Annotated in this window: 25 protein-coding genes; 17 read left to right on the top strand and 8 right to left on the bottom strand. The window is 37.8% G+C overall.

The window, feature by feature from the left end:
• The first annotated feature begins 47 nt into the window (after positions 1-47).
• The 8 genes from MKX72_RS19835 (at position 48) to MKX72_RS19800 (ending at position 7,794) form a co-directional block, all read left to right on the top strand.
• The gene (locus tag MKX72_RS19835; RefSeq protein ID WP_028415105.1) at positions 48-545 is read left to right on the top strand and encodes a PTS sugar transporter subunit IIA; all 498 of its coding nucleotides are present in this window, start codon (positions 48-50) and stop codon (positions 543-545) included.
• Between the two features lie 37 nt (positions 546-582).
• Entirely contained in the window at positions 583-1,410 is an 828-nt protein-coding gene (locus MKX72_RS19830) for a PRD domain-containing protein (RefSeq protein WP_033579862.1), read from the top strand.
• 178 nt (positions 1,411-1,588) lie between these two features.
• Positions 1,589-2,968, top strand: a complete 1,380-nt coding sequence (locus MKX72_RS19825) for a sucrose-specific PTS transporter subunit IIBC (protein ID WP_028415103.1) — start codon at positions 1,589-1,591, stop codon at positions 2,966-2,968.
• A gap of 505 nt (positions 2,969-3,473) precedes the next feature.
• Positions 3,474-4,292 carry a membrane protein insertase YidC gene (gene yidC / locus MKX72_RS19820; RefSeq protein ID WP_014458568.1) on the top strand — a complete coding sequence of 273 codons (819 nt, stop codon included), beginning with the start codon at positions 3,474-3,476 and terminating at the stop codon, positions 4,290-4,292.
• 101 nt (positions 4,293-4,393) lie between these two features.
• Entirely contained in the window at positions 4,394-5,599 is a 1,206-nt protein-coding gene (locus MKX72_RS19815; RefSeq protein ID WP_033579863.1) for a TolB family protein, read from the top strand.
• A gap of 35 nt (positions 5,600-5,634) precedes the next feature.
• Positions 5,635-6,144: a GNAT family N-acetyltransferase gene (locus MKX72_RS19810; protein WP_033579864.1), complete on the top strand. Its 510-nt coding sequence runs from the start codon at positions 5,635-5,637 to the stop codon at positions 6,142-6,144.
• Between the two features lie 119 nt (positions 6,145-6,263).
• On the top strand, positions 6,264-7,106 hold the full coding sequence (locus MKX72_RS19805) for an ATP-binding cassette domain-containing protein (protein ID WP_033579865.1): 843 nt from the start codon (positions 6,264-6,266) through the stop codon (positions 7,104-7,106).
• A gap of 1 nt (position 7,107) precedes the next feature.
• Entirely contained in the window at positions 7,108-7,794 is a 687-nt protein-coding gene (locus MKX72_RS19800; RefSeq protein ID WP_155007694.1) for an ABC transporter permease, read from the top strand.
• A gap of 27 nt (positions 7,795-7,821) precedes the next feature.
• On the opposite strand, the gene MKX72_RS19795 is transcribed toward MKX72_RS19800, so the two are convergent.
• The 3 genes from MKX72_RS19795 to MKX72_RS19785 all read right to left on the bottom strand — a co-directional run bounded on the left by MKX72_RS19795 (position 7,822) and on the right by MKX72_RS19785 (position 10,198).
• Positions 7,822-8,640 carry a glycerophosphodiester phosphodiesterase family protein gene (locus tag MKX72_RS19795; protein ID WP_155007695.1) on the bottom strand — a complete coding sequence of 273 codons (819 nt, stop codon included), beginning with the start codon at positions 8,638-8,640 and terminating at the stop codon, positions 7,822-7,824.
• Positions 8,641-8,768: 128 nt separating this feature from the next.
• The gene (locus tag MKX72_RS19790; RefSeq protein ID WP_155007696.1) at positions 8,769-9,392 is read right to left on the bottom strand and encodes a class F sortase; all 624 of its coding nucleotides are present in this window, start codon (positions 9,390-9,392) and stop codon (positions 8,769-8,771) included.
• Positions 9,389-10,198: a DUF4397 domain-containing protein gene (locus tag MKX72_RS19785; RefSeq protein WP_034270733.1), complete on the bottom strand. Its 810-nt coding sequence runs from the start codon at positions 10,196-10,198 to the stop codon at positions 9,389-9,391. The genes MKX72_RS19790 and MKX72_RS19785 overlap by 4 nt, the downstream gene beginning before the upstream one ends.
• 260 nt (positions 10,199-10,458) lie before the next feature.
• Here MKX72_RS19785 and MKX72_RS19780 point away from each other — a divergent pair, with 260 nt between their 5' ends.
• The 5 genes from MKX72_RS19780 to MKX72_RS19760 all read left to right on the top strand — a co-directional run bounded on the left by MKX72_RS19780 (position 10,459) and on the right by MKX72_RS19760 (position 14,354).
• The gene (locus MKX72_RS19780; protein WP_013058693.1) at positions 10,459-11,349 is read left to right on the top strand and encodes a YitT family protein; all 891 of its coding nucleotides are present in this window, start codon (positions 10,459-10,461) and stop codon (positions 11,347-11,349) included.
• Positions 11,350-11,563: 214 nt separating this feature from the next.
• Positions 11,564-12,319: an alpha/beta family hydrolase gene (locus MKX72_RS19775; RefSeq protein WP_033579868.1), complete on the top strand. Its 756-nt coding sequence runs from the start codon at positions 11,564-11,566 to the stop codon at positions 12,317-12,319.
• A 105-nt stretch (positions 12,320-12,424) separates the two neighbouring features.
• Positions 12,425-12,793 (top strand): GntR family transcriptional regulator, encoded by a 369-nt coding sequence (locus tag MKX72_RS19770; RefSeq protein ID WP_028415095.1) that lies wholly within the window; start codon positions 12,425-12,427, stop codon positions 12,791-12,793.
• Positions 12,790-13,659, top strand: a complete 870-nt coding sequence (locus MKX72_RS19765; RefSeq protein WP_028415094.1) for an ABC transporter ATP-binding protein — start codon at positions 12,790-12,792, stop codon at positions 13,657-13,659. The genes MKX72_RS19770 and MKX72_RS19765 overlap by 4 nt, the downstream gene beginning before the upstream one ends.
• Entirely contained in the window at positions 13,659-14,354 is a 696-nt protein-coding gene (locus MKX72_RS19760; RefSeq protein ID WP_033579869.1) for a hypothetical protein, read from the top strand. The genes MKX72_RS19765 and MKX72_RS19760 overlap by 1 nt, the downstream gene beginning before the upstream one ends.
• Before the next feature lie 39 nt (positions 14,355-14,393).
• Here MKX72_RS19760 and MKX72_RS19755 read toward each other — a convergent pair whose 3' ends face one another.
• Positions 14,394-14,996: a DUF3885 domain-containing protein gene (locus tag MKX72_RS19755; protein ID WP_155007697.1), complete on the bottom strand. Its 603-nt coding sequence runs from the start codon at positions 14,994-14,996 to the stop codon at positions 14,394-14,396.
• Positions 14,997-15,226: 230 nt separating this feature from the next.
• Between MKX72_RS19755 and MKX72_RS19750 the strand changes: the two genes are divergently transcribed.
• Positions 15,227-15,595: a hypothetical protein gene (locus tag MKX72_RS19750; protein ID WP_033579870.1), complete on the top strand. Its 369-nt coding sequence runs from the start codon at positions 15,227-15,229 to the stop codon at positions 15,593-15,595.
• 5 nt (positions 15,596-15,600) lie between these two features.
• Here the strand turns inward: MKX72_RS19750 and MKX72_RS19745 are convergent, their stop codons facing one another.
• From MKX72_RS19745 to MKX72_RS19735, 3 genes are read right to left on the bottom strand one after another with little or no spacing between them, the layout of a single operon-like run.
• Complete coding sequence (locus MKX72_RS19745) at positions 15,601-16,728, bottom strand: Ger(x)C family spore germination protein (protein WP_155007698.1); 1,128 nt, start codon at positions 16,726-16,728, stop codon at positions 15,601-15,603.
• Positions 16,725-17,828 (bottom strand): GerAB/ArcD/ProY family transporter, encoded by a 1,104-nt coding sequence (locus MKX72_RS19740; protein ID WP_034270713.1) that lies wholly within the window; start codon positions 17,826-17,828, stop codon positions 16,725-16,727. The genes MKX72_RS19745 and MKX72_RS19740 overlap by 4 nt, the downstream gene beginning before the upstream one ends.
• A gap of 21 nt (positions 17,829-17,849) precedes the next feature.
• A complete protein-coding gene (locus MKX72_RS19735; RefSeq protein WP_098626902.1) occupies positions 17,850-19,280 on the bottom strand; it encodes a spore germination protein in 1,431 nt (476 codons plus the stop codon).
• 118 nt (positions 19,281-19,398) lie between these two features.
• Here MKX72_RS19735 and MKX72_RS19730 point away from each other — a divergent pair, with 118 nt between their 5' ends.
• The 3 genes from MKX72_RS19730 to MKX72_RS19720 all read left to right on the top strand — a co-directional run bounded on the left by MKX72_RS19730 (position 19,399) and on the right by MKX72_RS19720 (position 20,744).
• Positions 19,399-19,803, top strand: a complete 405-nt coding sequence (locus MKX72_RS19730) for a secondary thiamine-phosphate synthase enzyme YjbQ (protein WP_033579874.1) — start codon at positions 19,399-19,401, stop codon at positions 19,801-19,803.
• 103 nt (positions 19,804-19,906) lie between these two features.
• Positions 19,907-20,032, top strand: a complete 126-nt coding sequence (locus MKX72_RS19725; RefSeq protein WP_016765283.1) for a hypothetical protein — start codon at positions 19,907-19,909, stop codon at positions 20,030-20,032.
• A 586-nt stretch (positions 20,033-20,618) separates the two neighbouring features.
• Positions 20,619-20,744, top strand: a complete 126-nt coding sequence (locus MKX72_RS19720) for a hypothetical protein (protein ID WP_013058681.1) — start codon at positions 20,619-20,621, stop codon at positions 20,742-20,744.
• Positions 20,745-20,894: 150 nt separating this feature from the next.
• Here MKX72_RS19720 and MKX72_RS19715 read toward each other — a convergent pair whose 3' ends face one another.
• Positions 20,895-21,437, bottom strand: a complete 543-nt coding sequence (locus tag MKX72_RS19715) for a 5' nucleotidase, NT5C type (protein WP_028415087.1) — start codon at positions 21,435-21,437, stop codon at positions 20,895-20,897.
• Between the last annotated feature and the right edge of the window lie 71 nt (positions 21,438-21,508).

The raw sequence follows: 21,508 nt of genomic DNA, 5'->3' as shown, positions 1-21,508 counted from the left end.
AATCATTGGGGTATGCTACAAGTACAATCTAAAAAAGGGTGATTGAGATGTTTAAAAAATTATTTGGTAATAAGACAAAATCAAAAGAAACAACCGTTCTAGCTCCGCTTTCAGGTAATATCCTGCCAATCAGCGAAGTGCCAGATCCAGTGTTTGCACAGAAGATGATGGGAGACGGTTTTGCAATCGAACCTTCAGAAGGACAAGTTGTTTCACCCGTTGCTGGGGAAGTCGTTCAGCTTTTTCATACAAAACATGCGGTAGGCTTAAAAACAGAAGCCGGTACAGAAGTATTAATACATATCGGCCTTGAAACAGTGGCAATGGAAGGCGAAGGATTCGAAGCTCACGTAACACAAGGTGACAAAGTAAGTGTAGGAACACCTCTTATTACATTTGATTTAGCGCTTATTCAAGAAAAAGCGAAAAGCATTATCACACCAATTGTTATTACAAATAGTGATGCAAGTGAAAGTTTCGAAATTTTGGCTCAAGGGACGGTTCAAAAAGGCGAAACTGCTTGTGCAAAAGTAACGATGAAGTAATAAGCAAGGCCTTTTCCTTTAAGAAAGGAGAGCGCATTTGAAGATATTAAAAGTGTTAAATAACAACGCCGTTGTCTTTAAGGAAGGCGGAGTTGAAAAGATTGCGATGGGTCCCGGCATCGCTTTTCAAAAAGGTAAAAATGATCTTATTAATGCTACAAAAGTGGAGAAAGTCTTTGTCATGAAAGAAGAACAGGAAAAGTTTCAAGAACTATTAAAAAATCTTCCTGAAGAGCATATTCAAGTGGCGGAAGAAATCATTTCGTATGCTGAGCAGCAGCTTTCTGCTACGCTAAGTCATCATGTGCATATTGCTTTGAGCGATCATTTATCCTTTGCTGTCGAAAGGATAGCCCGCGGAATTTCCATCCAAAATAAATTGCTTAATGAAATTAAATCACTCTATCAGCCTGAGTATGCAATAGGAGTGTGGGCTCTTCAGCATATCAAAAAGAGGTTAGACATCACGATGCCGATTGATGAAGCGGGATATATTGCGCTTCATATTCATACGGCGAAACTGAATTCACCGGGAATGCAGCAGCTCATGATGAATACAACGATTATTAATGAAATGGTTACGATTATAAAAAAAGAGCTGAATATGGAGATTGATGAAAACAGCATGTCCTATCAGCGTCTGCTGACTCACTTGCGCTTTGCGTTAAATCGTTTAGCGCAAAATGAACCTTTTCATGAGATGGATGAAGAGATGCTCGACGTATTAAAAGTCAAATATAAAAAATCGTATCAGTGTGCTGAAACGATAAAGCAATTTGTCAAAGAGGAGTACGATATTAATTTTCCAGAAGCGGAGTTAGGCTACATCACGCTTCACATTTGCCGAATAGAGCAAAGAATATAGAAAAAAGCATTGACGAATATTGTTGTATTGAGTACAATGAAAGCGTATTAATTGAATAATCGGGATTGTGACTGGTAAAGCAGGCAAGACCTAGAATGCGCATAAAGGACAAGTGTGTCTTTTATAAGCGTGTTTTAGGTCTTGCTTTTTTTATGACATACAACAAGGAGGAAGTAAGATGGACGTAAAAGAAATTGCTAAAAAGCTTGTTCCGCTTTTGGGAGGAAAAGAAAATATTGCTAGTGCCCAGCACTGTGCTACGCGTTTGCGCCTCGTTATTCGAGATGAAAGCAAAATCGATCAAAAAGGTTTGGATGAAATAGAGGATGTAAAAGGGGCTTTTTCAAATTCAGGACAGTTTCAAATCATTTTTGGAACCGGTCTCGTTAATAAAATCCACGCTGCTTTTGTTAAAGAATTAGGCGCTGAAGAGGCTGCTGCCCCAGTAGATCACCAAGAAGAAATGAAGAAGAAGATGAACCCATTTGCCCGTTTTGCTCGCATGCTTTCCAATATTTTTGTTCCGATTATTCCAGCCATTGTAGCAAGCGGTTTATTAATGGGATTGCTCGGTATGATGAAAGCGTTCCACTGGGTCTCAGAAGATAGTGCGTTATTTGTTTTATTGGACATGTTCTCAGGAGCAGCATTTATCATTTTACCGATTTTAATCGGGTTTTCAGCTGCAAAAGAATTTGGTTCAAACCCTTATCTTGGAGCGGTTATCGGAGGGATTTTGACGCATCCGATGTTATTAAATCCATGGACATTAGCAGATGCTAAGCCAGAATATATGGATTTGTTTGGCTTAAGTATTCCGCTGATTGGCTATCAAGGTACGGTCGTTCCAATTTTATTAGCTATTTACGTGATGAGTAAAATTGAAAAGGGCCTGCGGAAAATTGTGCCGAATTCGGTTGATTTACTTGTTACGCCTTTTTTAACTGTTATTATCACGGGCTTTGTGTCACTTGTGTTTATTGGTCCTTTCGGCCGTTATATTGGAGATTTAATTTCCATTAGCCTTCAGTCTCTATACGATGTAGCCGGAGTGTTTGCAGGAATTTTGTTTGGTGGCTTATATTCAACCATTGTATTAACAGGCTTGCAGCATAGTTTTCATGCTATTGAAGCAGGGCTGCTTGCTAACCCGAAGATTGGTGTTAACTTCTTACTTCCTATTTGGGCCTGCGCGAATGTAGCGCAAGGAGGAGCAGGACTGGCTGTTTACTTTAAGACGAAAAATGCCAAAACGAAGAAAATTGCGATTCCGGCGGCTATTTCTTCTTTCTTAGGAATTACAGAACCGATTATTTTTGGCGTCAACTTACGGCTTCGCAAGCCATTTATTGCTGCGGCTATAGGCGGGGCAGCCGGGGGAGGCTACGTTGTACTTATGCACGTAGTAGCCAATGCATACGGACTCACAGGTATTCCAATGATGGCAATCGCCGCACCGCTTGGTATGAGCAATTTAATTCACTATATCATCGGTATGATTATTTCTGTGGGTGTAGCATTCGGCGTTACGTGGTTCATGAAACTAAAAGAAGACTGAGAACCAGCGCTAAGCATACGAGAATAGAGAATGGGATTAGATTTGCTCATCATATTTTATGATGAGCAAATTTTGTGTCGTAAATATGAAACTTTTTAAAAAGTAATACGTAGAACAGTCAAAGAGATAAGTTGATGTTGTGTAACAGGAATGTAAATGCTACACTACATATATTGGATTGTACTATTATAGTCAGAAAGAGAGCTGGCACATGGAATTTTATCACGATCTTTTTCTATATGCGCCGTATTTATCTGCTTTCGTTTTATACATCCTTTGTTATTATATGCTTCGTGAAGCTAGGTTTACGGCTTTTCATGCGGAACCTGTCACTGACCATGTGAATGCAGGGATCGATCCTTCAGTATTAACGATATGGAAAAGACGAAATGTATTTATACATGTGTATAGAAAAACACCAGTTAAAGAGAAGAATAATGATGAAGAAGATCCTTTCCTTCTGAAAAACACTTCATACATTTAGTCATTATTAGGAGGAAAGAATATGAAAAGAAATAAAAAATTATTATTGCTTGGTTTAATGGGAGCGCTTCTTTTAGCTCTAGCCGGCTGTAGCAGTACAAAAACACCGGTTACGGCTACAAGTGGCGGATTCTGGGATCATTATTTTGTTTACCCTTTATCTATGGCATTAACGAAAATTGCTGAGTGGGCAGGCGGAAGCTATGGTCTGTCTATTATTATTGCAACGGTTATCATTCGTTTAGTTCTATTGCCACTTATTTTAAAACAGCAAAAGAGCACGATGGCTATGCAAGCACTTCGTCCAGAGATGGAAAAGATTCAAAAGAAATATGCTGGTAAAAAAGATCCGGAAACACAGCAAAAGCAGCAAAAAGAAATGATGCAGCTTTACCAAACGCATAAAATTAATCCGGTTGGCGGATGTTTGCCAATCTTTATTCAAATGCCTATTATTATCGCATTTTATAATGCCATTGCACGAACGCATGAAATTGCGCAGCATTCATTCTTATGGGTAAGTTTAGGAAAGCCAGATCCTTACTTCATTTTACCGGTAGTTGCAGCGATTACGACATTCTTACAAATTCGTGTAAGTATGACGGATGAAATTCAACCTCCAATGAAAATGATGATGAACATTATGCCAATCTTCATCTTAGTAGCGGGAATTTCACTTCCATCTGCTCTTGCACTATATTGGGTAATTGGTAACTTATTCGGAATTGGACAAGGTTACTACTTGAAAAAACGTATGAGTTTATTAAAAGAAAAAGATGCGGCTAATAATGCAGCACAAGCTAAAACAAAGCCATCACCAAAATCTAAGTCAAAATCATAATATACAAAAAGCGCAGCTATCCGCTGCGCTTTTTTATTTTTTCAAAAATGTGATGAGATGAGGAGATTTGTGTAACGCTATAAAAAAAGACAGGAGTGAACATGGTGAAAAAAATAGCGTTATGTCTGCTTTTTCTTATGTTGTTCCCTATGCAAATAAATGCTGCCAATACAGTGAAGGTCAGTTTTATACGGCAAGGAAACCTATGGGTATATGATAACGGTACCGAAAGGCAGTTATCCTATGCCCGTCATGCCTCTATACCTCAATGGTCATCACATGGAGATATAGTTGCGTATGCAGAAAATGATTCTTTAATGATTGCACCGTTAAAAGGAAAACCGCTGCTTGTTGAACATGATGTGACTCATTATCAATGGTCACCGGTTGCCGAGGAGCTTGCGTATATTTCGAATGGAATCTTAGTATATTACAACGTTAAAACGCATGAAAAGAAGCGTGTAGCCATAGGAGTTGATCAGTTTTCATGGTTTCCGGAAGGAGATCGATTTTTAATTACGTCAGCTGCTGCGCTGGCGCCCACGGGATGGGGACCGGTAAAGCTATATACAGTGAGCAAATATGCAGGGTTAGATGTGAAAAAAGTAGAGGCTTTTACGACGCTGCCAGCAGAAAATGATTCATTTTTTGCGTATACAACAAGCAGCTTTAAATGGTCTCCTAACGGTCAATGGATTAGTTTTATCGCTATTCCAACGGCTTCGATGTCTGCAGATGCAAATAAGCTGTGCATCATTACAAAAGAAGGAAAAGCTTTTCAAGTGGTGGGAGATATGCTTAATGTACCCAATTGGTTTAAGTGGAGTAATGAAGAGCAAGTACTGGCATTTATTAATGGAGAAGGAAGATTTGCCACCGAAAATAAAAAGTTCACTTTAAAAGAGATGCCCGTTTTTAAAGAACATGTGTTTACGCCAAAAGGCTTCGCAGATTGGGATTTCACTTGGACAGAAAAAGATAACATCATCATTTCACGTGTGCCCGAAGCAGGGTGGTCGAATGATGAAAAAAAGAGGCCGCTGCCTTTTTTATATAGCATGAATGTAAAGACCAATAAGCAAAGTCAGTTCACATTTCCGCAAAAAGGCTTAGGCGATTACGCGCCTGTTTATCATAAAGCAACGAATCAAACGATGTGGATTCGTACAAATCGAAAACAAGCAAATCTTTTAACGCGCGTAAAAGATACGAAAAATGACAAGGTACTCATTTCAGATTTAGACCTGCCGGGAAATTATTATGAGCTGTATCGGTGGAATGAAGTATTTAGCGTGTACAGTCCTTAATAGCTAATTAAAACATAAGAAACTAAGGTGAAAAGATGAATATACGATTGTTGGCAAAAGAAGACGCTGACGTGTACTTTGAACTCCGTCTTCGTGCTTTAAAAGATCATCCCGAAAGTTTTATTTTAAGTTATGAAGAAGAATATGAAAAAGAAATTGCTGATATCAGAAATTATTTTCCAAGCAGCCAATCAGAATTTGTAGTAGGAGCTTTTATGGAAAGCCAGCTTGTAGGGATTGTAGGGTTTCAGCAGCAAAAGCCTTTAAAAGTTCAGCATAAAGGAGATATTTGGGGCATGTACGTAGCCCCTGAAGCAAGGGGGAAAGGTCTTGGGAAGAAGCTGTTAAAAGCCGCTGTTGAACAAGCTTTTTCCAAAACGAATGTTTTGCAAATCTACCTAGCTGTCGCTGCTAAAAATGAAGGGGCAAAAGCCCTATACAAAAGCCTCGGTTTTACTTCTTATGCGTATGAAAAAAGAGCTCTTCAAGTAGATGGTGAATTTATTGATGAAGAGCATATGGTATTGTCTATAAAAAGCCTTTGACCATATCAAAGGCTTTTTTGTATGGGAAAAATTTAGCTGAAACGTATAGAGATGGAAGCACATTCCCCATAAATATGCTATGATTTAACATATAGGATTATGGAGAGGCGAGGCAGCGGATGGAAAAACTGATTGAATTAAAAAATGTTGCAAAAGTATACAAAAAACATACCGTATTAGAAAACATTCATACGACCCTTTATAAAGGAGAGACTGTTGCGATTGTTGGAAAAAACGGGGCGGGAAAAAGTACGTTTTTAAAGCTAATTGGCGGATTATCTAAACCGACTAAAGGAACAATTCACCTTGATAAAGAAACCGGTACGCCTGGATTTGTGGTAGAGCAATTTCCTCAGGAGCTGCGTTTTACCCTAGCAGGTTATTTGCAGCACATGGGACGAATTCAAGGATTGTCTAAGAAAAAGCGCAGCTCTAGAATTGAAGAGCTGCTCGAAACTTTCGAAATGGTAGAGTTTAGACATGAAGAAATCGTTTCTTTTTCAAAAGGAATGAAGCAAAAAGTCAACATGATGCAAGCACTGCTGAGTTCTTCTAAGCTGCTATTGCTTGATGAACCTCTATCAGGATTAGATGCGCGTGCTCAGCTAGAAGTAGAACGAATTTTTACAAAGCTAAAAGAACGAGGGATGACCATTGTATTTACGTGTCATGAAGAAAGGCTCATACATGCTGTAGCAGATCGTGTTATCACTATTGGGTCACAGCGCATTTTAAAAAATGAGCGCGTTCAACTCATTGAGCATTTAACGGTTATTGAGGCAAATGTGATTCTTAATAAGCCACTTCGTTTATTAAAAGAAAAGTGCACGAAAATTGAACAGCACGGAAACTACTGGATTTTTTATATAGATAAAAAATATGTAAACGAGTTTCTTGCAGAATTACTTGCTGTTCAAGGTGAAGTTGTAAAGCTATATCATATGGAAAGGGAAGAAATTTAAGATGGGTGCATTGATTCGCTATCATTTTATTACATATATTAAATCGTATCGATATATTCCGCCGCTTGCACTTTATATTATTTCGCTGTGTATGAACTATACATATAGACCGAACCCGGTGCTTGATAGCTTTTTTAATACGGCGCTTTTCCTCTTTTTTCTAACCACTTGGTTTACAATGTCGCTGTTTCACGCGGAAGATTCCAGTCAAGAAGTTATTACAAAACTTCACGTAGGGAAAAAGAATAAGTACTTTACGAGCAAACTTATTAGCTGTGTTCTGCTGTTTACATTTTTATCAGCGGTTTCAATTGCCTATCCCGTGCTGCTTGATATGTTTGAAGTGGATATATCCACTAAGCAAATGGTGTTTGGGTTTATTATTCACTGGACGTTTAGTTTGCTTGGTATGAGCATAGGTCTTGTTTTTACAAGAGATGTTGTAAGAGAAGGCAGCTTATCGTGGTTTGGACCTCTATTTATTTTAATCATTACGCTTGCAGCGGCAGGCGTTTCATTTCCGTATCAAGGAGGCGGACTGCTGCTGTATGTACTGCCGCCCGTATCTGCAATCATTCAATTTGTTAACGAAGGATTAAATAAATTTTTGGTGTTTGGCTGGGCTTTGCTTTATGCCATAGCATTAATTAGCCTGTACTTGTGGCGAGCGAATAGAAGAGATGTATAAAAAATAAACACTTGCCGCGGCAAGTGTTTATTTTTTATGAAGCACGTTATAAAGACGATCCGGGTAATTAGTAAACATGCCGGTTACGCCCCACTCGATAAGTGTTCTCATTTGTTTTTCATCATTTACTGTATACGGGTGGACGTCTAAATCATACGAGCGAGCTTTTTGTACATATGGTTTTGTCAGCGTGCTTGCGTTAGGACCGATGCCGTTCGCGTATGTTTTAATTTGTCTGAACTGCTGATCTGTTAATATATTGGTTTGGTTGGAACGAATCAGTTGAATTAGTTTCATAGTAGGTCGGTATCGATGGACGGTTTTTAAGCTTTCAGGACTAAATGATTGTACAATGACGTGATTGGTATGAATGTTGTACTTAGCCATCAGCGTTAACAATTCTTTTTCCATACCTGGATATTCATGAGGAGATTTTGTTTCAATATAATAGTTTGTTCGATTGCCAAACTTACGGAATATTTCTTCTAAAGTTGGAATGACGGCTTTTTTAGGACCTTTTCCTGCGTTCAAACGCTGAAGCTGCTTCACTGTATACTGTTTTACATATCCTGTTCCATTTGTCGTGCGGTCAACTTTGTAGTCATGAATGGCTACAAGCTGCTGATCTTTAGACATGTGAAGATCAATTTCAATGTAATCCGCTTTTTGCTGTACGGCAGCGAGATAAGATTGCATCGTATGCTCTGGCTCATATCCTGATGCGCCTCGATGAGCAATAATGGCTACTTTTTCTGCTTGAGTAGAAGCTGCCTGCGTATGTATAAACATAAAAATACCGCATAAACAAAAAGTGAGTGAGCTTACAAACCACCATTTTCGTCTCATATCAAAACTCCTTTTTATTGAGGGGTCGTGCATTAGTTTACCAGCGAGATGTTGTGTTCATATTAAGGCTGTGTAAATATTTAAATAAAACGAACCAGTGTGTAATTAAAAGTAATAAAGGCCGATGTTTAGTGAGAAACATCGGCTGTTTTTTCCGGGCGGAGGCTTGTATAAATAACGAGTCTGCGCTCATGAGTTTTCTGTTTATGATCAAATGTTCCCGTACAGGTGATTAAATTAAGCTGGTGTTGAAAAGTTGGACCAAAAATCTCTCTGATAGGAGCAGACTCTCGGGGGTAAGAAGCTTTATTGGTAACAACAAAGGCCAGCTGCTGACCTTGCTGATCGGTTACAAAAATTTCATCTCCTTTTGTGAGCTTGTCGAGATGATAGAAGATAGCGGGTCCTTTTTGGTCATCAACATGTCCTGCAATGACCGCATTTCCTTCCTCTCCGGGTCTTGCTCCAAGCTTAAACCATGCTACATCATGACCATTATCAGGAACGCTCATTTCACCTTGATTAGTAAGGCCCATTCCTTTTATAAAAGCCTTGATATGAAGCTTCGGAATAATAAGCTGAGATGGAAGAGGTGTAGAAGCGGTCCCTGAAGATTTCAAGGATTGAGCCGATTTTGTTTCAGCCATCTTCACAACAAAATCCGTCGAGCTGTTTGCAAATGTTGATTGGGCAAACCAGCTGCTCATGAATAGTATAAAAGAAAAGGTGAAAACCCCTCCTATCCATTTCATTCGCTTTCGTATCCTCTGTGACGACGAACAACAAATATAGCGACCGCTCCAATTCCCAATAAAGTAAGAACCGGCACAATTGAATTATAATTATCCTCTGAAGCACCGCCCATACCGGTTTTTGGCATTTCGGAAGGCATAGCGGTATTATCTTTTAATAACAGCGTTTCAAGGCTGTCGGCTTTGTTAATAGCGAGCACCGTGTAGACCGTGTTGGCTTCTAAATTAAGGTTTGGAATTTCCAGTATTTTTTTATTGTCTTGACTAGTTGCGATGGTTAAATCATAAGTTCCGGCATTTACTTCAGAATAATTTGTCATTTGTTTAAAAGCAGTGTCTTTAAACAAAGCAGGGCCGTGATTAATACCTACATTAACAGCGGGAGCATCTGGAGAAAAGTGAGCAATTCGGATTTTACTCTTTCCTTTAGCTACGTTCATATCATCTTGAGCTACTTTTAATTCTAAGTGTGCAACTTGGTTAATAGCAGCAAGGGTATAGGCTTTGTTTGCTTCGACGGTTACATTAGTGGAAATGACAGGTTTTTCTTTTCCTTTTGTACCTATAGCATATACCTCTACTTTATGAGACCCCGCAGGTACCTTAAGGTAATCTGTCACATCTTTAAACGATGCGCCGACTACGATGCTTTGATTGTCCACATATATATCTACTTCAGGTGCATCAGGTGATGCATGCACAACTCGTATCATTGCCTCCTGCACAGCTGCAGAAGTGAAATTATCTGAAAAAGCTAGCAATAAAACTGCGAGTAAAGAAGCAGCAATAATCTTTACACGGTTCATAACGTTTTACTCTCCTTTTAATCTAAGTTTGTCCTGTTAATCCCGTATGAAAAGTGGTCGGGGTGCATTCACTTTTGAACGTACTCGGGCATTTATTCACTTGTTATCATCTACAATTTTATCCAATATATGCATAATTTATTTCATTAGATGAAATTTTTGTAAAAGAGCAGATAAATAGTTTGAATTTTGTGATAATATTAAAATAGAGCGTTTAGTTAGTAATTGATGTCTCTATCACAAAAAGGAGGGGAAGTTATGTGCTGCAAACGAATCATGAAATAAAAAAGGTTGTTCATCGTTCGCTATCAGCTAAAATGATTGTAAAGCGTATGCTATTTATTTTAGTGGGGGCCCTTTTAATGGCCGTCGGGCTAGAATTTTTTCTTGTCCCTAATGAGGTTATTGACGGTGGAATTGTAGGTATATCTATTATTTTATCCCACTTAACGGATGTTCAAATCGGCTTTTATATCTTCGTATTAAATCTTCCATTCTTTTTTATTGGATACAAGCAAATTGGAAAAACATTTGCGCTATCTACGCTATTAGGTGTTATCATTCTATCCATTGCTACCTCTATTTTTCACGACTTGCCGGTCTTAACAGGCGACCCTCTTTTAGCAACTGTGTTTGGCGGAATTGTTCTCGGTGTGGGAGTAGGAATTGTTATTCGATACGGAGGTTCTTTAGACGGCACCGAGATATTAGCTATTTTATTTAATAAGCGTACGCCGTTCTCCGTAGGTGAGACGATTATGTTTTTTAATTTATTTATTTTGGGAAGTGCCGGTTTTGTATTTGGCTGGGACCGCGCTATGTATTCTTTAATGGCTTACTTCATTGCTTTTAAAACGATTGACATTGTGATTCAAGGTTTAGATGAGTCCAAGTCAGCTTGGATTATTAGCGAACAATATGAACAAATTGGTGAAGCAATCCTTGCTCGTTTAGGGAGAGGCGTCACGTATTTAAACGGGGAAGGTGCGTATACGGGAGATGATAAAAAAGTGATTTTTTGTGTTATTACCAGGCTTGAAGAAGCAAAGTTAAAAGCAATTATCGATGAGATAGATCCATCTGCTTTTTTTGCTGTAGCAGCTATTGCTGAAGTCAGGGGAGGAAGGTTTAAGAAACGAGATATTCATTAATGAAGGTTGTCTGCTAATGAGACTGCCCCTTATTATAGCTTACAGCCGAATTTTTAGCTTTCTCTGCTTGATTGTTTGTAATGGTTTACGTTACTTTTGCTGCTTCATGCATATTGAGCCCCTCTTTTTTCTTGTATGTCTTTGAAACAAACATGTAAAATGTCTAAAAGATATAAAAAGAGTACATAGTAAAAAAACAGAAAGAGGGAGTGACATGAAAAAAACGTTAAAAATACTAGGAGTCAGTCTTGCCGTTCTTGTTGCAGTAACCGCGGCTTTTTTTGTTATATGGTCGGGTTTTGATTATGAACCTTCAAAACAGCTTCACTCACTGGTAGATGAGAAAAAAGTAGTGAAAAAAGACGATTATTACGTATTTAAGCCTCAAACGAACAAAGAGATAAAGGCCGGCTATATTATTTATCAAGGTGCTAAAGTAGAGCCGTTAGCATATGGCTATTATGCTCAGCAAATTGCAAATGAAGGATATCTTGTTGCTGTTGTAGATTCTCCGTTTAATATGAGCTTCTTTAGTCAAAATAAAGCGACGGATATTGTGAAGAGCTACCCGAAGATTGCCGCATGGTTTATCGGAGGGCATTCCCTTGGAGGAGTGAGTGCAGCGTCTTATGCGTATGATCATCAAAACTCAATAAAAGGCTTAGTTCTTTTAGCATCGTATCCGATGAATAAAAATGATTTTTCAACCTCCACTTACCCTATTTTGTCTTTAACCGGTGAGAAAGATGGTTTGTCGACCCCTGAAAAAATTAAAGAAACCAAGCATTTACTTTCAAAAAATACGGAGCTGGTCCAAGTAAAAGGAGCTAATCACGCACAGTTTGGAATGTACGGGAAACAAAAAGGCGACAACAAAGCCAGTATTTCTCCTAAAGAGCAGCAGGATGAGCTCGTAAAAAGAACGGTCAAGTGGTTAAACAGTCAAATGAAAAAGTCCGTCAGTAACTAACTGACGGACTTTTTTTCTTTTTTTGGAAATAATACTTGAAAAAATAACCAGTTAGTTATATAGTTAGTTACATGAGTAATGAACCACTTAAGTGAGGTAGTCAAAATGAAACAATCATTAGATCATCAGCGACCAATTTTTCAACAAATCAAAGAAACCATCGAAGAGAATATTTTAAATGATGCTTTTCCAGAAGAAGAAAGAGTACCGTCTACGAATGAATTTGCCAAAATGTATCGCATTAACCCTGCAACGGCAGCTAAAGGAATTAATCAGCTAGTTGACCACGGAATATTGTATAAAAAGAGAGGGATCGGGATGTTTGTATGTGCGGGTGCCAAAGAAGTGTTGCTTACACAAAGAAAAGAAGAATTTTATAACCGTTTTATCGTTCCGCTGAAAAAAGAAGCACAGCATTTAGGAATTACGGTAACCGAGTTAAAAGAGCTGTTAGACAAGGGGGAAATAGAATGAATATAGAAGCGCAGCTGTTAAATAAATGCTACGGATCTAAGCAAGTGTTAAAGGATATTTCACTTACGCTAGCACAAAATAAAATATACGGACTGCTAGGTAGAAACGGAGCGGGTAAAACGACTCTGATGCAAATTGTAGCCGGACATATTCCAGTTACAACAGGAGAGGTAAAAGTGGGAAATCAATCTCCGTTTGAAAACCGCTCTGTTCTACAAAACATCTGCTTAATTAACGAAAGCGGAAATTTCAAAAAAACATTAAAAGTCAAAGACGTGCTAAAAATTGCCTCCTTTTTTTATCCTTATTGGAGCCAGGAAGCTGCTGAGAGGCTTATGGAAGAGTTCGATTTAGATTGTAATAGGAAAGTGAAAGCATTGTCTAAAGGTATGGAATCAGCGTTAGGAATTATTGTTGGGTTATCTTCTCGCACAAGCATCACAATTTTTGATGAACCTTATATTGGACTTGATGCTGCGATGCGAGCCCGCTTTTATGAGCTTTTATTGGATGAATATGAAGAATATCCACGCACGTTCATTATTTCAACGCACTTAATTGATGAAGTAAGTAATTTGTTTGAAGAAGTACTTATTATGCAAAAAGGAAAGCTGATTCTTCAGGATACAGCAGAAAATTTGCAGCAGCGCTGTGTAAGTGTGAAAGGACCTAAAAGTCAAATTGAAGAATATGAAAAAGGAAAGCAAGTCATCCATGAACAAGTATTCGGGGGAGAGAAAAAAATAGTGCTGTTTAATGAAGATATTTATGCTGAAGAACTTGTCGACAGTTCGTTTCATGTAGAAGCCGTTCACATACAGGATATTATGATTTATCTTACAGCCAATCGTGGAGGTGTAGCGTAATGAAAGGACAGTTTGCAGCCATTAGTTATTCGCTCTACGTTGAACTAAAGTATTTAATGATTCGCTTTTGGACGATTCTGCTAGCTTTTGTTGCAGTAGATATTTTAGTGTTCAGTCAGGTGAATGAGCATCTTCTGTTAGTAACAAGTATGCCGCAGTATATCTTTTCAGGTATTGTAAGTTTTATTATCATTCGAAAAAGTTTTTCCTTTTGCTTAAAGTTAGGAGCTACTCGTAAAGCATATCTTTCAACGATGACCTGTGTTTTTGCTCTATTTGCAATTGTAATGTCTTTTATCAATGTTGTCATCATGAGCATTTCAATGAAGGTGATTAATAGTTTGAATTTAATGAATGTTCAGCTTTATTATGCAAGTGATTTTATCTTCCATGATCCTACTCTCGCTGTTCACTTTTTAACGGACGCTGTCTTTATCTTTTTTATTACAGCAGCCGCATGTTTGCTTGGCAGCATTGTCTACAAATTCGGGCAAACAGGAGGGATGATCAGCGGTGCTGTTCTGGTGTTACTGTTCACAATTCCAGTAACAAAAGAACCGATTATTCATTTTATAAAAAGCTTTTCGAGCGGGTCGTTATTGCTTACATTCGGAACAATGGTTATCGTAAGCTTCCTACTCTTTCTTATCAACTGGCTGTTTTTAAAAAAAGCGTCTCCTGTCCATCAAGCCTAATAAAAAAAGCAATCATTCCTTTACTGAATGATTGCTTTTTTACTGTACTTTTTTTGAACAAGCTGCATCAATATCTAGAATCCAGTCGTGAAACTTTTGCTGAAGCAGTTGAAGAGAAGACTGATTGTTTGATACGATGTCCAGGCCGCGCTCGTCGTATAGGTGGAAGATGGTTTCTTTATTCAAATTCACAATGTAACACTCTTCTTCAATAGCCGGATGAATATGAAGATCACGGTTGGCAATTGATTGCAAAAGAAGCTTTTCTTTCACATCATTTGTTTTACAGGCAATAATATACTCAGCGTTATTTAATAATGCTACGGATTGAACTTCTTGTTTCTTCAGGCGAGAGCGGATGAATTTTTTAATAGCTGTTTCTTTTTTCTTTTTTAAAAGTAAATCATCCTGTGCAGCATTCGCTTTGAAAACAAGCAGCAGCTCATCATTTTTTTCATGGAGTGTCTCAAAAATTTCGTAAGCGCGTGTGTACACATTTTTCATGTATTCTCGTTCCCATACGCCTTTTTGATTGGTAAGCGTAAAGCGAATACCCGCGGGCGCGTTATAAAAAAGAGGTCTTTTCATTTGAACATTTGGAAACATTGTTGTTAAGTATGATTGAAGCCGCATTGTGGTCATACGCAACACCTCATTTAGTTTAGTCCTGACTTAATATGTTGAATTTAGTCTATCACGTGATTAGCTAAATTTGTAAAGAAGTAATGTTATTTAATCAAAAGGTAACCAAACTGTTATATTTTGTTGATTTTGCATTATTTCTTTACACAACCTTTGCGGATGAACAGGTTTTTTCATACGCCTGTCGTATTACTTAACGTAGTAACGACGTGAAGAAAGGGTGATAGACGGTGAAAAAACAGCTTGTTCTTATTTCAATTGTTACAGCTGCTTTCTTTGTGCTTATTTTTCACAAAACGATCTTTCAAGAAGGTAATCCTCTTCCCATTGCATGGAGTATTGTAAAATTAAAGTCTTCAGGTGAAGATGTTGTTCAAATATCCGATAAGCCTAAGAGGTATCTCATTCATTCAAATGACTATTTAACGTTTATTAAACAAATGAAAAAGAAAAAAGTGAATTTTCAATATCAAGACGATAAAAAGTTTTATTTTAATAACGACGATGAACGCCAGCTGTTCGTCAGCAAAAACTATACCGATAAGTTCACGATTATGGAACTAAAGAAAAAAGAGCTGACTGAAGCTGGCGTTGAGTAATAAGACTAATCTCTGCCCTGTGTACCAAAATCTTTAATTTGAACATCAATATGATAGTCGATGGTCGACTGGCTAAATATTTCATCCCATTCATGCTGATGTTTTTTCCAAAAATGAGGATGATGAATTCGTACGTAATTATGCAGGTCAATCACATCAGCTTTGTAATTATTTTGTAATAAGCGAAGTGCTTTTTCTGCGTCTTTTCGAATAATTTTTTCTATTTTTTTTTCGGTCTTTTTTACATTAGAGGCGGCAAGAGCCTGTTTTGAAGTCTCCCAATCTTCTGATAGCCTGCCGCTTGTTTGAACGTTGATGTCAAAATGAACGGAGTGATTTGAATCAATGCGGGCCTTCACATCTTGCTGAACATCTCCGATTTCATAGGAAAAGGGGTATGGACCGTGTTTGCCGTAAATAATTCCGCCTTTAATATTCCCCGTTAACCACGTTAAAGCCTCTACTTGGTGCTGAGTTAAGATGAATTTTGCTTTTTTATCTTTTATAATTGCCGCACCGTCTATTTCAACGCTATTTTTAATTTTAGAAAGCCGCTGTATTAAAAAGCTTTGATCTGTTTTTAACTTAGCAGATAGCTCTCCCATAGTTAAGGGATTTAGAATTTTATTCGTTTTGAATTTATTGTAAACAAGCTCGTAAATTAAGTTGACTGGAGGCACAGACATTCCTTGAATCGTTAAAACGTTTTTAGCATCGCCTTTTGTAACAAACGCAAGGCTGCTGCGCCGTATCTCGTTATCACGTACAAACTGATTAATAAGCGCATCAAGAGGGATTGTCTTGCTCGCTTTTTCTCCTATTAAAAGTGCTCGCTGATGCTGGCTGTATATAGGGTCAGATTTCAGCGAAATATTTCGTGTGATTTCATGAATGGTAGGGCCGGCTGTTGTAATGTTTTTGTATGGGATGGAAGAAGACATATTTCCGGATTCCGTTTCGGTTAACGTTTGATGAGTCAGCACAAGCTGGTTTTTTCCTGTTTTTGGTTCGATTTTCGATGTAATATCCATTGCCACTCCTATAACAAGAGCAAGTTGTTCAATGTTTCGATGATTTGTACAGCCACACAATAAAAAAATGGTCATTATGACAGGAAGACATTTTTTCGTCATTTGAACACAACCTTTTTTATTTTCATTAACATGCTGAAAAAAAGAGGGATAACCAAAAATGTTACTAAAAATGCCCAGCCTAGAACAGTTGAATAATTCGACACGTCGCTTGCTGTTTTGGGCGCTAAAGAGCTCATAAATAAAACGGGTACAAGAAAGATAATATTAGTAGTTGACCGGTTTTTGAAAATCTTTTTAAATCCTGAAACAGCTAAAAAGAAATACATTACAAAAGTTAAAAAAAACTGAAGAAGCCAGACAATAAGTAAAAATAATTCAAGCCTCTCAAAGAAAATTCCTTTTACTTCATGTGTCTGAACAAATTCAATCGTAGGCCAGACGGTCGTTTTTACCTCCGGAACGGATAACGCGCCGACAACTAATACGTAAGTGATAATATATAAAAGCAAAGGAATGGAAAATCCGATGATAGAAACTTTTCGTAAATGATTTTTGTTTTTCATATGCTTTGGAAGAAAGACAATCGTTTCAATTCCTAAAAAAGAAACAGAGACGGTTGTAAAGGCAGAAAGAAGCGGGCTGAATCCATCGGCTAAAACGGGCTGTAAGTTTTTTAAATCGACCATTCCGATACTAAGAAGATATAAGATAAGAAGAATGATGACCGTTACAGGAAAACATAGCGCCATTACTTTTCCGATAGAATTGATACCGCCAGTGATTAGATAGACGCCTGTCAAAATAAACGAAAGGATAATTAACTCAATGGGCATCGTTTCCAGTAAATAAAAATGAATCATTTCTGCCATAGCTCTTACTTCAAAACTTGCTACAGATGTGAAATAAACGACTATGGCGAAATTGAAGATATTTCCAATCAGCTTACCGGTTACTTCTTGCGTGAAATCAAACATACAGCTAATTGCAAAATACTTAACCATCCAGACTAAAAAAAGAACAATTCCAATAAACAAAAGGCCGTCCATAATAAGTACAATCCATCCGTCTGCATTATTTGTCTGGTTTGTAATGCTGCTTGGCAGTGTTAATAAACCGACGCCAAGCATGGTTGAAGAGATAATTGAAATGGCATAAAAGTCTGAAAGAAGCTTGCTTGATTGTGACTGTGATTGTTCCATATGGTCCTCCTTTTGTCAGTTTTATTTCGCTTTATTTTTAGACTGTTTTAGACTTTTGTTTGGCAGACGAATATAAGAGTCTTTCCACGCTTTTTTATTTAACGCAAAAAACGGTTTGAAGTAAGCCATACCAAAACTTTCGAGCTTGGTTAGATGAATGACAAGAACAAGGAAAAACATGGTAACTCCGTATAATCCAAAGATTGCTGCAATCATCATAGATACGAAACGCAAAATTCGAAACGAAAGGCCAATTCCGTACTGAGGAACAGTAAAGGACGCAATTGCCGATACGGATACAACAATAATCATAACGGAGCTAACGATATGGGCTTCCACCGCTGCTTGACCAATCACAACTCCGCCTACAAGTCCAACTGTTTGTCCGACAGGAGTAGGGAGACGCAGCCCGGCTTCGCGCAACAATTCAAGCGTCACTTCCATGACCACTGCTTCGATAAAAGGAGAAAAAGGAACGTTTTCTCGTGTAGCCGCAATAGTAATAGCTAGCTCCGTCGGAAGCAGACCTTGGTTAAACGAAACGAGTGAAATATAAATAGCTGAAAAGAATAGGGTAATAAAAATAGACAAGTACCTTAGTAATCTCAGCAACGAACCCGCTATCCATCTTTCGTAATAATCATCGGGTGATTTCATAATCATATCGAAAGTTGTAGGTACTAAAAGAGCAAAAGGAGAGCCATCTACTAAAATGGCTACTCGCCCTTCATTCACCGCAGCGAGAACGCGATCCGGTCTTTCTGTATTTTGCACTTGAGGGAACGGTGAGTAGGGTGCTTCTTCTAAAAATTCTTCAATCATTCCTGAGTCTTGAATGTTATCTAAAGGAATGTCTAATAATTTCTCTCGGACTTGATTCACGATGTGAGTTTGACAGTGTTTATTATGAAAAACGATACTTGTTCGATGTTCCTTTGTATTTCCAATGTAAATGTCTTCAATAACCATTTCTTCTTCGGTAGAACGCTGCCTTAAAAGACCAAGGTTTTCATCTAAGTTTTCGATAAGCGCAATTTTAGGGCCGCGCACTACTTTTTCTGTTGTAGGTTCACTTAAAGAGCGCTGTTTGGTCATAGACATATTCAGCGAATATGCCGTGGTGCTTTCGCTAATGAACAGCAAGGGCTGACCTTTAAAAAAACACGAGATCGCTTGCTTGTATGTATAAACTTCTTTGTCTTTAATGACAGAAATAAATGAATCGATGTCATCGAGTGTTTGCGTTTCACTTTTTGCTTTGGTCTCAACAATATGCTGAGTGAGATTATCAAGTTTTTCTCCGTCGACTAATCCTTGGAGATAAATAATGCATATATATTTTGTGGGGGACAGCCATAATTTTTTGGAACCAACATCTGTATTTTGACCCACCAAATCTAGAAACGTTTGAACGGTGTAGTCTGCATTGGGCTGAAATTTTGAATCAAGCATAAATAAACTCACCGCCTGTTGTGTTAATGAGCTTAGTGTTTACGATGTAAAAACGAGTTATGCGAAAAATGTGGAAGAATAGAAAAGATATGTTATGGTAAAGAAAAGAGGTGATGGTATGCTACATTCATTTACGTTAAAAACGAATAAGCGTGACGAAATGATCGACGTTACGAGTCAGGTACAAGCAGTAATAAGAACAAAAGGATTAAAAGAAGGGGCTGTAGTTGTTTACTGTCCTCATACAACCGCTGGTATAACAATTAATGAAAATGCGGATCCCGATGTAAAAACGGATATGATCCGACGCTTCGATGAAGTATATCCTTGGGAACATAAGTTAGATCTTCATATGGAAGGAAATACGGCGGCACATCTCAAAGCGAGCACGGTCGGCCCCTCTCAGCATATAATCATTCACGATGGGCAGCTGCTGCTAGGAACGTGGCAAGGAATTTATTTTTGTGAGTTTGATGGACCGAGGACTCGTACGTATTATGTGAAAATTTTATCCCTACAATAACTTTTTTTCATACGTCATTGTCCAACTTTTTTCTGAAAATTGTTATAAAACAAAGTTAGTTTAATATAAATGTTATATAACAGTTAAAGGGAGAGATTGAACAATGGAAAAGATAGGTGCAGAACAAGAAACAGTAAAAAAAGAAAACGAAAAAACAAATTTTACATGGGTGGAAGAATACCCAACTATTTTAGACATTGTCAACGAGTATTACAGTACGTGTCGGTAAAGTGAAGAGACTGAGACAAAATTATTTTAATTGAAAGAAGATCCGAATGAGTTAGATTCTTGCTGGAGAATCCAACGCATTCGGATTTTTTCATTGATATAGTGAACGTAGATTTTATGTATGTAGACGAGGGGGCTCATCAGCCTCCTGGGGAAAGCGAAGTCTTACAAGGAAATCAACAGCAACGTAGCAAGCAGTTGAGATCATTTATCTCGTTTGTTCGTCTTTGGATTGGAATAATTTAGTTAGGTCTTAATATCTTTTTTATAAAAAAGATATAATAGTAGCAATTTTTCTAAAAGGTTTAATATAATAAATATTAGGGTACTGAATTGTATGAAATAAAGATAAAACGCATCGTTTCATACTATTTCCTTTTTTACCGCTAGTATAGCCTTGAAGAAAAAGTTTCATTTGATATACTAACTATACGCTTAGTCTTTAAGAGAAAGATGAAGATTCATTGTCATTGTTACACGCAGTGAATGAGCTGCCTTTGCTTGGCGAAAACGTCGTACAAACAAAGACAGATAGCGAATTGTTTTGGGTGCGTTCATTTAGTTCAAAACAGGGAGGCGATTAGTCTATGTTACTTGTACGTATGGCCATGATTGGTTTCTTTTCATTAACAGCCATATCATTGTTTTCTTTTCAGTCCGTTGAAATTATCCATGCCATTATGGACTTTTTTTCATCAGCTGATAAGTACTAAAAAACGATATCTTTTTTAAATAAAAAGCGGATAGCCCTTAGCGGGCTATCCGTCAAAAACCGCCCAAAAGGCGGTTTTTTTAGGCTTATAGCTGTGCTCACAAACGCACTGCATTCATTCTCTGATGACAAAGTCTACGTGTTTTTTTGATTAACATTCGTTAAAATAAGTATTTACGTACTGTTCAAACTGAAGCCAATCGTCCACGCGAGGAACATTTACTTCTTCGTTATACGGGTAGCTCATGGCAACAGCATGGCGGCCTGTAGCTTGAAAAGCCTTCAAATTATGAGGTGCATCATCAAATAGCAAGTCTCCGTATATTTTATCTTTTTGGTGTGTAAACACGATATTGTACTTTCCGATAAACGGAAGGTGTTTTTCAACCCACTGCTCTTTTTCTGTATAAGCATAGGTACGGCTGCTTGTGACAATTAAAATGGAAAACCTTTCATAAAGTCGTTTAAGAACCTCAACAGCATGAGGCAGAGGTTGTAAATGTAAAAAAAGCCCCGGCTGATCGAGGTAGTCATAAATCTTTGTGCCGCATTCCGGCTTTACATACTTTTCTGATTCCCAGCATTTTAACTTTTCAACCGATAAGCTGTCGCAATAATCTTTGTTATATTGGTTATGCCAATCCGTCATAAGATCACAAATGACAGAATCCATGTCAATTAAAAGGGTGTGCATTTATTCAACTTCCTTTACAGTATTCATCTACACGCTTGGTTTTGCAATGCGCTGCTTCTACTATACCAAAT

Source organism: Priestia sp. FSL R5-0597, from assembly GCF_038006305.1.
In the GTDB taxonomy this organism is placed as follows: domain Bacteria; phylum Bacillota; class Bacilli; order Bacillales; family Bacillaceae_H; genus Priestia; species Priestia zanthoxyli.
This window is presented reverse-complemented; position numbering and strand designations above follow the sequence as displayed.